12 protein-coding genes are annotated in these 12,686 nt (G+C 67.1%); 8 read left to right on the forward strand and 4 right to left on the reverse strand.

Annotated elements, in window-relative coordinates; translation table 11 throughout:
- Positions 1–30 precede the first annotated feature (30 nt).
- Both rimI and tsaD read left to right on the forward strand, forming a co-directional pair.
- Complete coding sequence (rimI, locus tag M1D32_RS06500) at positions 31–510, forward strand: ribosomal protein S18-alanine N-acetyltransferase (protein ID WP_458782116.1); 480 nt, start codon at positions 31–33, stop codon at positions 508–510.
- Positions 507–1,595, forward strand: coding sequence for a tRNA (adenosine(37)-N6)-threonylcarbamoyltransferase complex transferase subunit TsaD (gene tsaD / locus M1D32_RS06505; RefSeq protein WP_458781468.1), 1,089 nt, complete (start codon positions 507–509; stop codon positions 1,593–1,595). The genes rimI and tsaD overlap by 4 nt, the downstream gene beginning before the upstream one ends.
- Positions 1,596–1,670: 75 nt before the next feature.
- Here tsaD and M1D32_RS06510 read toward each other — a convergent pair whose 3' ends face one another.
- Complete coding sequence (locus M1D32_RS06510) at positions 1,671–2,822, reverse strand: glutamate--cysteine ligase (protein ID WP_163162019.1); 1,152 nt, start codon at positions 2,820–2,822, stop codon at positions 1,671–1,673.
- Positions 2,823–3,208: 386 nt separating this feature from the next.
- Between M1D32_RS06510 and M1D32_RS06515 the strand changes: the two genes are divergently transcribed.
- Both M1D32_RS06515 and M1D32_RS06520 read left to right on the forward strand, forming a co-directional pair.
- Positions 3,209–4,654 (forward strand): glycoside hydrolase family 3 N-terminal domain-containing protein, encoded by a 1,446-nt coding sequence (locus tag M1D32_RS06515; protein WP_458782117.1) that lies wholly within the window; start codon positions 3,209–3,211, stop codon positions 4,652–4,654.
- A 110-nt stretch (positions 4,655–4,764) separates the two neighbouring features.
- A complete protein-coding gene (locus M1D32_RS06520; protein WP_458781469.1) occupies positions 4,765–5,562 on the forward strand; it encodes a shikimate 5-dehydrogenase in 798 nt (265 codons plus the stop codon).
- A 5-nt stretch (positions 5,563–5,567) separates the two neighbouring features.
- On the opposite strand, the gene M1D32_RS06525 is transcribed toward M1D32_RS06520, so the two are convergent.
- Entirely contained in the window at positions 5,568–6,800 is a 1,233-nt protein-coding gene (locus tag M1D32_RS06525; RefSeq protein WP_458781470.1) for a THUMP-like domain-containing protein, read from the reverse strand.
- A 53-nt stretch (positions 6,801–6,853) separates the two neighbouring features.
- Between M1D32_RS06525 and M1D32_RS06530 the strand changes: the two genes are divergently transcribed.
- Positions 6,854–7,231, forward strand: a complete 378-nt coding sequence (locus tag M1D32_RS06530) for a hypothetical protein (protein ID WP_458781471.1) — start codon at positions 6,854–6,856, stop codon at positions 7,229–7,231.
- Here M1D32_RS06530 and M1D32_RS06535 read toward each other — a convergent pair.
- The gene (locus tag M1D32_RS06535; RefSeq protein ID WP_458781472.1) at positions 7,156–8,091 is read right to left on the reverse strand and encodes a DMT family transporter; all 936 of its coding nucleotides are present in this window, start codon (positions 8,089–8,091) and stop codon (positions 7,156–7,158) included. The genes M1D32_RS06530 and M1D32_RS06535 overlap by 76 nt on opposite strands.
- 224 nt (positions 8,092–8,315) lie before the next feature.
- Between M1D32_RS06535 and groES the strand changes: the two genes are divergently transcribed.
- Both groES and groL read left to right on the forward strand, forming a co-directional pair.
- Positions 8,316–8,612 carry a co-chaperone GroES gene (groES, locus tag M1D32_RS06540; RefSeq protein WP_050054380.1) on the forward strand — a complete coding sequence of 99 codons (297 nt, stop codon included), beginning with the start codon at positions 8,316–8,318 and terminating at the stop codon, positions 8,610–8,612.
- A 77-nt stretch (positions 8,613–8,689) separates the two neighbouring features.
- Positions 8,690–10,300, forward strand: a complete 1,611-nt coding sequence (gene groL, locus M1D32_RS06545) for a chaperonin GroEL (RefSeq protein ID WP_458781473.1) — start codon at positions 8,690–8,692, stop codon at positions 10,298–10,300.
- Positions 10,301–10,383: 83 nt separating this feature from the next.
- Here groL and M1D32_RS06550 read toward each other — a convergent pair whose 3' ends face one another.
- Entirely contained in the window at positions 10,384–10,986 is a 603-nt protein-coding gene (locus M1D32_RS06550; protein WP_458781474.1) for a dihydrofolate reductase family protein, read from the reverse strand.
- Positions 10,987–11,072: 86 nt separating this feature from the next.
- On the opposite strand from M1D32_RS06550, the gene M1D32_RS06555 reads away from it, so the two are divergent.
- Positions 11,073–12,596, forward strand: a complete 1,524-nt coding sequence (locus tag M1D32_RS06555) for an ATP-dependent DNA ligase (RefSeq protein WP_458781475.1) — start codon at positions 11,073–11,075, stop codon at positions 12,594–12,596.
- The last annotated feature ends 90 nt before the right edge of the window (positions 12,597–12,686 follow it).

Genomic DNA, 12,686 nt, shown 5'->3' on the forward strand with positions numbered 1-12,686 from the left:
ATCAACAGCCACGGCGTCTCCGTGCGTGGGATGACCCCCGAGGACGTGATTTCCGTCAGCGTCCTGGAACAGCGGCTATTCCCGGTGGATGCCTGGCCCCTGCAGATGTTCTATGACGAGCTGTCCCAGCCGGAGACCCGCCACTATCTGGTGGCGGAGAGCAACGCCGGCATCGTGGGCTACGCCGGGCTGATGTGCATCGAACCCATCGCCGATGTGCAGACCATCGCCGTCGTGCCTGAATACGAAGGGCGGGGCATCGGCACCACGCTGCTGACCCGGCTCATCGAGGAGGCGCGCCGCAGGCACGCGGCGGACCTCCTGCTGGAGGTCCGCGCCGACAATCCCCGCGCCCAGCAGCTCTACCGGCGCTTCGGTTTTGAACAGATCCATGTCCGGCCCCGCTATTACCGCGACGGCGTGGACGCCCTCATCATGCGGCTCCAGCTCGCCGGGGCAGCCGGTGAAGGAACGGGAGACGATTCATCTACGGAAGCAGGCCAGCCATGAACCGCTCGCAGCCCTTGGTGCTGGGCATCGAATCGTCCTGCGACGAGACCGGGGTTGGCATCGTTCGCGGGACCACCCTCCTGACCAACACGGTGTCCTCGTCCATGGATGAGCACGTCCGGTTCGGCGGGGTCATCCCCGAGATCGCCTCCCGCGCGCACCTCGACGCCTTTGTGCCCACCCTCGAGCAGGCGCTGTCCGATGCCGGCGTGGCCCTGGACGACGTGCACGCGATCGCCGTCACCTCCGGCCCCGGCCTGGCAGGAGCCCTCATGGTGGGGGTCTGCGCCGCGAAGGCGCTGGCCGTGGCCACCGGCAAGCCGTTGTATGCCATCAACCACCTCGTGGCGCACGTAGGTGTGGGACTGCTGGACGGGAAGAACGGACAGGCGCCGCAGCTGCCCGAAAACCTCGGCGCCCTGCTGGTATCCGGCGGCCACACCGAAATCCTGAAAATCAACAGCATCACCGACGACGTAGTCCTCCTCGGTTCCACCATCGACGACGCCGCCGGCGAAGCCTACGACAAGGTGGCCCGCATCCTGGGGCTCGGCTACCCCGGCGGACCCGCCATCGACAAAATGGCCCGCACCGGCAACCCCAAGTCCATCCGCTTCCCCCGCGGCCTCAGCCAGCCCAAGTACATGGGAACATCCGAAGAGCCAGGCCCGCACCGCTACGACTGGTCCTTCAGCGGCCTCAAAACCGCCGTGGCCCGGTGCGTTGAACAGTTCGAGGCACGCGGCCAGGAGGTTCCGGTGGCCGATATCGCCGCCGCGTTCCAGGAAGCCGTGGTGGACATCATCACCTCCAAGGCCGTGCTGGCCTGCCGCGAGCACGGCATCACGGACGTGCTGCTCGGCGGCGGGGTGGCGGCAAACTCACGCCTGCGCGAGTTGACCGCCCAGCGCTGCGCCTCCGCCGGAATCAGGCTGCACGTGCCGCCACTGGACCTCTGCACCGACAACGGCGCCATGGTGGCGGCATTGGGCGCGCAACTGGTGATGGCGGGGGTACAGCCGAGCGGCATCCGGTTTGCGCCGGATTCGTCCCTGCCGGTCACAGCGGTGTCCCTCCCGGCGTAAGGCAGTTGACCTATCAGTTTTGGTATCCAAAACACGGGTTTGGGGACCACAGCTGATAGGTCAACGCAATGGAAATCAGGCGGTGGGGCCGTTCCGCATCTGCTTGACCAGGTCCAGGACCACGGCCTGGAGGTCGCCCCCGTGCTCCTCGGCCACCCGGCGCTGGCGCTGGTAGCCGGCGCCCCTGCGGATGATCTTTTCGACGTCCGCCAGCTCATCCGGGCAGCCCAGCTTCGCGGCCACCGGCTCCAGCCGGTTGAGGGTCTCCAGCAGGTGGTCGGTCACCAGCTGCTCCTTGCCGGCGGCATCCAGGATGATGATGGCGTCCATGCCGTAGCGGGCGGCACGCCACTTGTTCTCCTGGACATGCCACGGCGGCATGGTGGGGATGGTTCCGCCGTTGTCCAGGGTGGTGGAGAACTCGTCCACCAAGCACTGGGTGAGGGCAGCAATGGCGCCCACTTCTTCCAGCGTGGCCAGGCCGTCACAGATGCGCATTTCGATGGTGCCCAGGTTCGGCACAGGCCGGATGTCCCAGCGGATCTCCGAAAGGGTGTCGATCACTCCCGTGGTGAACATGTCCTGCACATACGACTCGTATTCCTCCCACGAGCTGAACTGGAAGGGGAGGCCGGCCGTGGGCAGCTGCTGAAACATTAGGGCCCGCTGTGATGCGTAGCCGGTGTCCTCGCCGCCCCAGAAAGGGCTCGACGCCGAGAGCGCCTGGAAGTGCGGGAAATAGTTGACCAGCCCGTCCAGCACCGGAAGCGCCTTCTCGCGGCGGTCCAGCCCCACGTGGACGTGCACGCCGTAGATAACCATCTGGCGGCCCCACCACTGGGTGCGGTCAATAAGTTTCGCGTAGCGGGCCTTGTCCGTCACCGGCTGCAGCTGCGGCGGGCTGAACGGGTGGCTTCCGGCGCAGAACAGCTCCACACCCATCGGATCGGTGATTTCCCGGACGGCAGCGAGAGACCGGGTGAGGTCCTCCTTCGCTTCGGCGGCAGTCTCGCAGATGCCGGTAACCAGCTCCACGGTGTTCAGCAGCAGTTCCTGCTTGATGTGCGGGTGCTCGTCATCTTCGTTGAGTTCCGGGTGGCGGGATGCGACACCACGGAGTACCTCGTTGGCAACGGAGGCGAGCTCGCCGGTCCGGCCGTCCACCAGCGCGAGCTCCCATTCAACACCGAGGGTTGATTGCCTCGAAGAAGCGAAGTCAATCTTCACACGTATCCTCACTGTCCGGTTTACCGCTGGCGCACGCCGCTCACAGGCTGCTGCTGGCAGGCGGACGGGTGTTTCAAGTCTAGTGCAGGGGTAGCATCGTATTGATGGCCCCGTTCCAACACCTGCGTGACAGTTTTCACAAATCCTTCCCCGTCCTGGCCGCTGCATCCGCGGCGGTGGCACTGGCATCCTGTACGGCCGCTCCGGCGCCTGGCCGGTCGCAGTCACCGTCCACGCCGGCCGCACCTTCCGCATCTCCAAGTACGACGCCGGCGCCGGCCACCGCTTCCCCCTCACCTGCCGTGACGCCCGATCCCGGTTCCCGGCCGCTGGGGTGGGGTCCCCAGCAGCGGGACCAGGACGCCGCAGCGGCTGCCGTGGCGGCGATGTCGCCGGAACAGAAGGCCGGACAGGTCCTCCTTCCGTTCTTCACCGGGACTGACTCAGGCGCCCATGCCGCCGTCGTCGAACGCCTCCACCTCGCCGGGTCCATCATCATGGGCGACAACGTGCCGCTGGACCCGCAGGGCAAAGTGGACCTGCGGGCGATGGCCGCCATCAACCAGCGGCTCGCACAGGCGGCAACGGCGGACGGCAGGCCATGGCCGGGGATGATCGGCGTGGACCAGGAGGGCGGGATAGTGGCCCGCCTGAATGCACCGCTGACGGAGTGGCCGGCCCCCATGAGCTATGGCGCCGCCGGCAGCGCACCCCTTGCCCAAGAGGCGGGCCAGGGGCTCGCCGGGGAACTGGTGCCGCTCGGGTTCAACACCGACTTTGCCCCTGACACCGATGTGACCATCGGACCGGCGGATCCCACCATCGGTGCCCGGTCCATGTCCGGCGACCCGGATGTGGCGTCCAGCCTCGGAGTGGCATTCGCCCAGGGCATGCTGGCCGCAGGCGTCCTTCCCACCGTCAAGCATTTCCCCGGGCACGGCTCCGTAACCACTGATTCGCACCTGAACCTTCCCACGCAGCCGGCCACCGTGCCGGAACTGGCCGCCCGGGACTGGAAGCCGTTCCAGGCCGCCATCGCCGCCGGAGCGCCGATGGTGATGACGGGCCACATCGCCGTGCCTGCCCTGGAACCCGGAGTGCCGGCGTCGCTCTCCCAACCCACGTATGCGGCGCTGCGGGGACTCGGGTTCAAGGGGGTGGCAGTGACTGATGCCCTGAACATGGGGGCGGTGCACAAGCAGTACCCGGCAGGGGCGGCCGCCATTAGGGCCCTTGCCGCGGGGGCCGACCTCCTGCTGATGCCTGCGGACGTTGGGCAGGCGCATGCCGCGATTGTTAATGCTGTTGCCACCGGCACCTTGCCCGCCGCCCGCCTGGACGAAGCGGCCCTGCGGGTGGCGACCATGATGACCTGGCATGCCCGGGCAGCAGCGGGCACCGGCACGCCAACCGGCACCCCTGCCGGCAGCGGGGCCGCGCTCGCCGGCAAGGTGTCCGCCGCCGCCGTCACGGTCCTTTCCGGCCACTGCGGTGGGCCCCTGGCACCCGGTGCTGTCCGGGTCACAGGCGGCAGCCCGGCGGACCGGGCGCGTTTCGCAGATGCTGCGGCGCGAAACGGGCTCGCCCTCGGTTCCGGACCTTTGGTGAGCCTCATCCCGTACGGCGGAAGGCCCGCAGGCGGCGACATCGCCGTCGCCCTGGACGCACCCTGGCCGCTGCAGCACTCCGCTGCTCCGGTGAAGGTGGCGCTCTACGGCCGCACCCAGGGTGCCTTCGACGCCCTCGCCGCCGTCCTGGCCGGGACGGCGCCGGCACCCGGAAAGCTGCCCGCCGCCGTCGGAAGCTATCCCGCGGGAACCGGCTGCCCCTGATCCGAAGTAGCTCGCACTTAACGTCGTCATTCGCGATTTTCAGTGCGTTATCTGCCAGTCAGGTGGGTGGGAACGCGTTTAATGGTCAGGTGCCCATTTTGAATAAAGACATGACCCTCTGCATCTCGCTCTCGGCCCGTCCCAGCAACAACGGGACCCGGTTCCACAACCACCTGTACGAGCAGCTGGACCTGAACTGGATCTACAAGGCGTTCGCCCCCACCAACCTGGAGCAGGCCATCGCCGGGGTCCGGGGGCTGGGCATCCGCGGCTGCGCCATCTCCATGCCCTACAAGGAGGACGTGATTGCCCTCGTGGATGAGATGGACCCGTCCGCCAAAGCCATCGACTCGGTGAACACCATCGTGAACACCGACGGGCATTTAAAGGCGTACAACACCGACTACACGGCGATCGAACAGCTGCTGGCCGCCAACGCCGTGCCCACCACCTACTCGGTCCTGGTCCAGGGTGCGGGGGGCATGGCCAAGGCCACCGTCGCTGCGCTCCGTGACGCCGGATTCGCTGATGTCACTGTCCTCGCCCGGAACGAGACCACCGGGCGGGCGCTCGCCGAGCAGTACGGCTTCCAGTGGCGTGCAGCGCTCGACGGCGGGACGGCCGACATGATCATCAACGTGACACCTATTGGTATGGCAGGGGGTGCCGAAGCGGAGAGCCTGGCCTTCCCTCAGGAAACCATCGACGCTGCCCGGGTGGTTTTCGATGTGGTTGCCCTGCCGGCCGAAACCCCGTTGATCAAATCGGCCCGGGCCGCCGGGAAGCCGGTGATCACCGGAGCGGAGGTGGCCACCATCCAGGCGCTGGAGCAGTTTGTGCTGTACACCGGGGTCCGGCCCACCGCAGAGCAGGTCCGTGCCGCAGAGGAGTTCATGCGCGCCCAGTAGCGCTCTTAGGCCGGCTCCACCACGATGGCCACCCGGTCCTCCCCGATGCGGGTCAGGACCAGGGTGGCTGTTGTGTTGCCGCCCTTCTTGCTGCCCGCGTTTTTGCCGCCGGGCAACAACTGCTTGCGGAGTTCCTCAGGGGTCACGGCAGTGCCGCGCTTCTTGATGTCCAGCACCCCGATGCCCTCTGCCTTCACCCACGCCTTGAGCGCCTTGACGTTGTAGGGCATCACGTCCAGGACCCTGTAGGCCCGCGCGAAGGGGGTGTCCACCAGCTGTGGCGCGCAGATGTAGGCGATGTGTTCATCCACCAGGTGCCCGCCCAGCTGCCGCGCGACGTCGGCCACCAGCCCCGCGCGGATCACCGCACCGTCCGGCTCGTACAGGTAGCCCTCCACCGGCCCCACCTCGGCTGCGGGTCCCGCACCGAAATCCTCGCCGCTGGTCAGTTCGGCTGCCCCCTCAGTTCCCAGGACGAGCGCTGCCCTGCGGACTCCGGGCCGCTGCACGGCATTGAACCACAGTGCCACTTCGGTGACATCCCCGGACACCGAAACCCACTGGGCTTCGCAGTCTGCCGGCACGGAATCATGGGGCATCCCGGGCCCCATTTTGACGCCGACCGCGCGGCCGGACGCTGCCAGGGACTGAACGAAGGACAGCGGCGGCGAAAAGGCTTCCGGGTCCCAGATGCGCTTGGTTCCGGAGGTGGAGGTGACCCGCCGCGCAGGATCCAGCCAGACGCCGTCGATCCCGTCCAGCGGAACGGCGGTGGCGTCTGCATGGACCACGGTGGCGTTGGGGAAGGGGATGAGGTTCACGGTGGCGCAGGCGGCGGTGGTCTCGTCCATTTCCACCGCAGTCACGGTGATGTCCATCGAAGCCAGCGCCAGCGAATCGGCAGCGAGGCCGCAGCCCAGGTCCGCCACGTGCTTGATTCCCGCCTCCGAGAACCGCTGGGCGTGCCGGGCGGCAACGTTGAGCCTGGTTGCCTGCTCCAGGCCGGCCTGGGTGAACAGCATGCTCCGGGCGAACTCACCGAACTTCGCTTCGGCCCTGGTCCGGAGCCTGGACTGGGTCAGGACGGCCGAGACCATCGCCGGGGAGTGCCCGGCCTTGCGCAGGGCCGAGTTGAGTTCGAACGAGGTGTCCTCCTGGTAGGGCCCCAACGACGCCAAAAGGTCCCATCCCTCGGGGGTGAGAAGCGGCGCGATCTGGTCCTGGGGAGCGTGAGACATGCGTTCCAGCCTAGTGGAGGAGCGTCCGGAGGGATGCGGATAGTGTTGAAACCATGGAAGAGAGCGCAGGCCGCCATCAGTCCGGAGAACCAACCAGGCACAGCGGCCCCGCCAGATTCGCCCGGCCGGCACTGATCGCCGGATCCCTCGTGGCGGTGGTGTGCATCGGGCTCCTGGTGGTGATCTTTTTCCTCGATACGTTCAATGCCACGGTCTACTCAGTGGGCGGTGATGACATCGCGGGCGACACCCGGGAAGCGCGGGACATCCGGGGGCTTTACGACGGCGCGCGTTCCGGCAGCATCGCCGTCCTGGTTGCTGCCCTGCTGACGGCGGCAGGAGCGGCGGTGGTGCTTTACCGGGGGCGGAATCCGGCCTCCGGTGAGGGCGAAGGCGGGGAGGACGTCGACTTCGACGACCTGGGACGCTGAGGAGCCTTGCCGCCGGCACTGGTGAGCAGCACTCCAGAAATGACCAGGACGCCGCCGAGCACCTGCGGCACAGTGATGGGCTGGCCCAGGGCGACAGTGATGATGGCGGTGAACACAGCGATGAGGTTCAGGTAGTTGCCGGCGTTGGCGGCGGTGGTCCGCTTGAGGGCGAGGTTCCAGAGCAGGTAGGAGCCCAGCGAAGGAAACAGTGCGATGAACGCCAGGGACCAGCCCTCCGAAGGGGTCCCCGGTAAGCCGGCCCCGGTCACAAGGGCGAGCGGGCTCAGGACCACGGCCGCCATTGCCACCTGCACCGCCGTGGAGGTGATGGCGGGGATGCTCAACCTGCGGGCGATGATGGTGTACAGGCCCCAGACGGTGATGGCCCCAAGGATCAGCAGCTCGCCCCTGTTGATGGAAAATGTCAGCAGGCGCTGCAGCTCGCCCCCCGTGAGCACCAGCAGGACGCCCAGCAGGCCCAGACCGATCCCCACCCAGCTCAGCGGGCGCGGCCTGTCCCGGAGGAGGACTACGGCCAGCACCATGATCAGTGCCGGGTTCGCAGCGGTCACCAGGGAGGCGTTCAAGGCAGACGTATCCTGCAGGGCGCTGTAGAGCAACAGGGTGTAGCCGCTCATGCCCAGGGAACTCAGGAGCAGCAGGACCGGCCAGCGCTGCAGGACAGCCCGCCAGTCCGGCCGCTCCACGGCGTGGGCCAGCACCAGCAGCGGCACGGCGGCCAGCACCCAACGCCAGAACGTCAGCTGGAGCGGCTCCATGGTCTTCATTGCGGCCTGGCCCACCACGAAATTTCCGGCCCAGAAAAGGTTGGCAAGGATCAGGTATACGGCAGCTCGCACCGCTCAAATGTACATGCGGAGGGTTCGCGAATGACGAAACGCTGGCACTCGCCTTGACCGAGTGCTAACCCTTACATAGAGTCTTCATTAGCACTCTCCCTAGGAGGGTGCTAACACATGAAGAGCTGCCAGCCAGGCTGCTGCCGGCACCGCGACGACGGTTTGCCAGCCAGGGCGGAAAGCTTTCCAGTCCACGAATTTGCTGACGAAAAGGAGAGGTCCGAGTGTCGGTCTCTATTAAGCCTCTTGAGGATCGTATTGTTGTCCGCCCGCTCGAAGCCGAGCAGACCACGGCTTCCGGCCTGGTTATCCCGGACTCCGCGCAGGAGAAGCCCCAGGAAGGCGAAGTTGTTGCAGTAGGCCCCGGCCGCTTTGACGACAACGGCAACCGCGTCCCGCTCGACGTTGCCGAGGGCGACGTTGTTATCTACTCCAAGTACGGCGGAACCGAAGTCAAGCACAGCGGCACCGAGTACCTCGTACTGTCCGCCCGCGACGTCCTGGCGATCGTCGTAAAGTAACTCCCCGGATCCCCGTGCCGCTGGTCATGCGTTCTGCTGGTCAGCTGCGCGGGGTTCTGTCTTGAAAGGACAAAACCATGGCAAAGCAGCTTGCGTTTAACGACGCTGCCCGCCGGTCTCTTGAAGCCGGCATTGATAAGCTCGCCAACACCGTCAAGGTGACCCTCGGCCCACGTGGCCGCAACGTCGTCCTGGACAAGAAGTGGGGCGCTCCCACCATCACGAACGACGGCGTCACCATCGCCCGCGAAGTCGAGCTGGACGACCCCTACGAGAACCTTGGCGCCCAGCTGGCCAAGGAAGTCGCCACCAAGACCAACGACGTTGCCGGCGACGGCACCACCACCGCAACGGTTCTGGCCCAGGCTCTGGTCAAGGAAGGCCTGCGCAACGTAGCGGCAGGTGCGGCTCCTGGCCAGATCAAGCGCGGCATCGAGGTTTCCGTCGAAGCCGTTGCTGCCCGCCTGCTGGAGAACGCCCGTCCCGTTGAAGGCACCCAGGTGGCCAGCGTTGCAGCAATCTCCGCCCAGAGCGAAGAAATCGGCGAGCTCCTCGCCGAGGCATTTGGCAAGGTTGGCAAGGATGGTGTGATCACCATCGAAGAGTCCTCCACCACGCAGACCGAACTGGTCCTCACTGAGGGCATGCAGTTCGACAAGGGCTACCTGTCCCCGTACTTCGTCACCGACGCGGAGCGCCAGGAAGCCGTCCTCGAGGACGCACTCATCCTGATCAACCAGGGCAAGATCTCCTCCGTGCAGGAATTCCTGCCGCTGCTGGAAAAGGCGCTGCAGAGCTCCAAGCCGCTGTTCATCATTGCTGAAGACGTCGACGGCGAGGCCCTGTCCACGCTGATCGTCAACCGCATCCGCGGCACCCTGAACGTTGTAGCCGTCAAGGCTCCCGGCTTCGGCGACCGCCGCAAGGCCATGCTGCAGGACATCGCCACCCTCACCGGTGCGCAGGTTGTCTCCCCGGAACTGGGCCTGAGCCTGGACACCGTTGGCCTTGAGGTGCTGGGTACCGCCCGCCGCATCACGGTCACCAAGGACAACACCACCATCGTCGACGGCGCCGGTGCGGCAGAAGACGTGGCAGCACGCGTTGCCCAGCTCCGTGCCGAGCTGACCCGCACCGACTCCGACTGGGACCGCGAAAAGCTCCAGGAGCGGCTGGCCAAGCTGGCCGGCGGCATCGGCGTCATCAAGGTCGGCGCAGCCACCGAGGTTGAGCTGAAGGAAAAGAAGCACCGCATCGAGGACGCTGTTTCCTCCACCCGCGCTGCCCTCGAAGAAGGCATCGTCGCCGGCGGCGGTTCCGCCCTGATCCATGCCCTCAAGGCACTGGATGAGGACCCGGCCGTCACGGCACTCGAAGGCGACGCTGCCGCTGCTGTGGGCATTGTCCGCCGCGCACTGGTCCAGCCGCTGCGCTGGATCGCCCAGAACGCCGGCTTCGACGGCTACGTCATCACCGCCAAGGTTGCCGAACTCGAAACCAACAACGGCTTCAACGCCAAGACGGGCGAGTACGAGGACCTGATCTCCGCCGGTGTGATCGACCCCGTCAAGGTCACCCGTGCAGCCCTCCGCAACGCAGCCTCCATCGCAGCACTGGTTCTCACCACCGAGACCCTTGTTGTGGAGAAGCCTGCCGAGGAAGACGAGCACGCAGGCCACAGCCACTGACCTGCAGTTTCCCCAGCACGTCTGAAGTCACAAAGAACCGGTCCAGCATCGCTGGGCCGGTTTTTTGTGCTCCGGTACCTGCGTCAGGCGCCCGGCATGTCCTGTGTCTCAACACCGCCCGCGCGCTCATACACCAGCGATACCGCCCCTTTCGGGAAGGTGCGTGCCGGCTCAGCGAGGCGGAAGGAGGCGGGGATGGTCCCGGCGTCGAAGAGCCGCTTGCCCTGCCCGAGCGTGACGGGGTAAAGCCAGAGGCGGAGACGGTCCAGAACGTCCGCCGCGAGCAATGAGCGGATGAGGACACCGCTGCCAAACATGTGCACCTGGTTGTACTCCTCACGCAGCCGGCCGGCGGCCGTGGCGTCCGGCAGGACAGTGGTGCCCGCCCACGCCGGAGCGGTCAGTGTGTGGGAAACAACGAACTTCGGCACCCGGTTGAGCGTCCCGCCGATGTCTCCGGACTGGTGGGGCCAGTAGGCGGCGAAGATGTCGTAGGTCTTCCGGCCGAGAAGCAGGGCGTCGATCAGGCTGATTTCGGCCTCGATGGCAGCCTCCGCCTCGTCGTCGGATACCGGCATCTGCCAGCCGCCAAGGTCGAAGCCGCCCTCCGTGTCCTCTTCGCGGCCGCCGGGTCCCTGGTAGACGCCGTCGAGGGTGAGGAACAGGTTCGCGACGATGATTCCCATGCGTCCAGTCTGGAACTGCGCCCCGGCGCTGTCCAGCATCGGCGGCCAGCCCTACCGGGCATCGGCCGGCATGGCACACTGGTGCCATGCTGCTCGATGAGCTTGTGAGAACTACGGATGCCGTGGCGTCCACGCGCTCCCGGCTCGCCAAGGTGGAGGCACTGGCGGACTTGCTGCGCCGGCTTGAGGCCCCTGACATCGCCACCGCGGTCAGCCTGCTCACCGCCAGGCCTCGGCAGGGCCGGGTAGGGATCGGTTGGCGCGGCATGTCAGCGGCGATGGGGGAGCCGGCCGCCGAGCCAAGTCTTACCGTCGCCGACCTCGATGCTGCACTGGATCGGCTGCTCGTCACGTCAGGCGCAGGATCTGCAGCGGAGCGCGCGGCGACCCTCCGGACGCTGACGGCGGCAGCCACGGAGCGCGAGCAGGCCTTCATCGCCGGCGTGCTGCTCGGCGAACTGCGGACCGGTGCGCTTGAAGGTGTTCTCACCGATGCCGTTGCCCGTGCCGCCGACCGGCCCGTCGACGCCGTACGCCGCGCGGCAATGCTCTCCGGCGACCTCGGCGAAACCGCCCTGCTCGCAATGACGGGCACGGCGGCCCAGCTTGATGCCGTCGGCCTGGTGGTCGGACGCCCCGTCCAGCCCATGCTCGCCTCAACCGCGGCCAGCGCCGGGGCAGCGCTGGAAGCCACGGGGGAGGCATCCGTGGAATACAAGCTCGACGGCGCGCGCATCCAGGTGCATCGCCTCGGCGATGTGGTGCGCATCTTTACGCGCACCCTGGCCGAGGTGACCCACCGCCTGCCCGAGGTGGTCGACGCGGTGCGCGGCCTGCCCGTGCGGGACGTGATCCTGGACGGCGAGACCCTTGCCCTCGACGAGGACGGCGGCGCGCGGCCGTTCCAGGAAACCATGTCCCGGTTCGGGGCGGACGCCGCGCGCGCCACGTTGCTGCATCCATGGTTCTTCGACGTGCTGCACGTTGACGGCCGGGACCTGCTCGACGAGCCGCTGATGACCCGCCTCGAAGTGCTCGAGCGCATCGCTCCCGGGTACCGGATCCCTGGGGAGATCACGGCGGATGCGGCCACAGCGGAGAACGTGGCCCGGGATGCACTGGCCGCCGGCCATGAGGGCGTGGTGGTGAAGGCCGTCGGATCGGCCTACGCGGCTGGCCGCCGGGGATCCAACTGGGTCAAGGTGAAGCCGGTGCTCACCTACGATCTGGTGGTGCTCGCGTGCGAGTGGGGGTCAGGTCGGCGCACCGGGCTCCTGTCCAACCTGCACCTGGGTGCCCTCGACCCCACGGGCGAGTTCGGCGGTCCTGGCGGCTACGTGATGGTGGGCAAGACTTTCAAGGGCCTCACGGACGCCCTGCTGCGCTGGCAAACCGGGAGGTTCCAGGAGCTTGAGGTGCGGCGCACAGCGGGCACCGTTTGGGTGGAACCCGTCACCGTGGTGGAGATCGCGATTGACGGAGTGCAGCAGTCTTCGCGATATCCGGGCGGGATTGCCCTGCGGTTCGCCCGGGTCAAGCGTTACCGCGACGACAAGACAGCGGCCGAAGCCGACACCATCCAGACGCTGCGGGAACTGCTGCGTACTTAGCCCGCTGCTGCTAACTTCGGGAGGCGCCAGTATCCGCACCGTCCAGCCGCCAGCCAAAGCCGGTTCGGGAGGAGCAGCCCATTCCGCTAG

It is taken from the genome of Arthrobacter sp. D3-16, assembly GCF_054408515.1.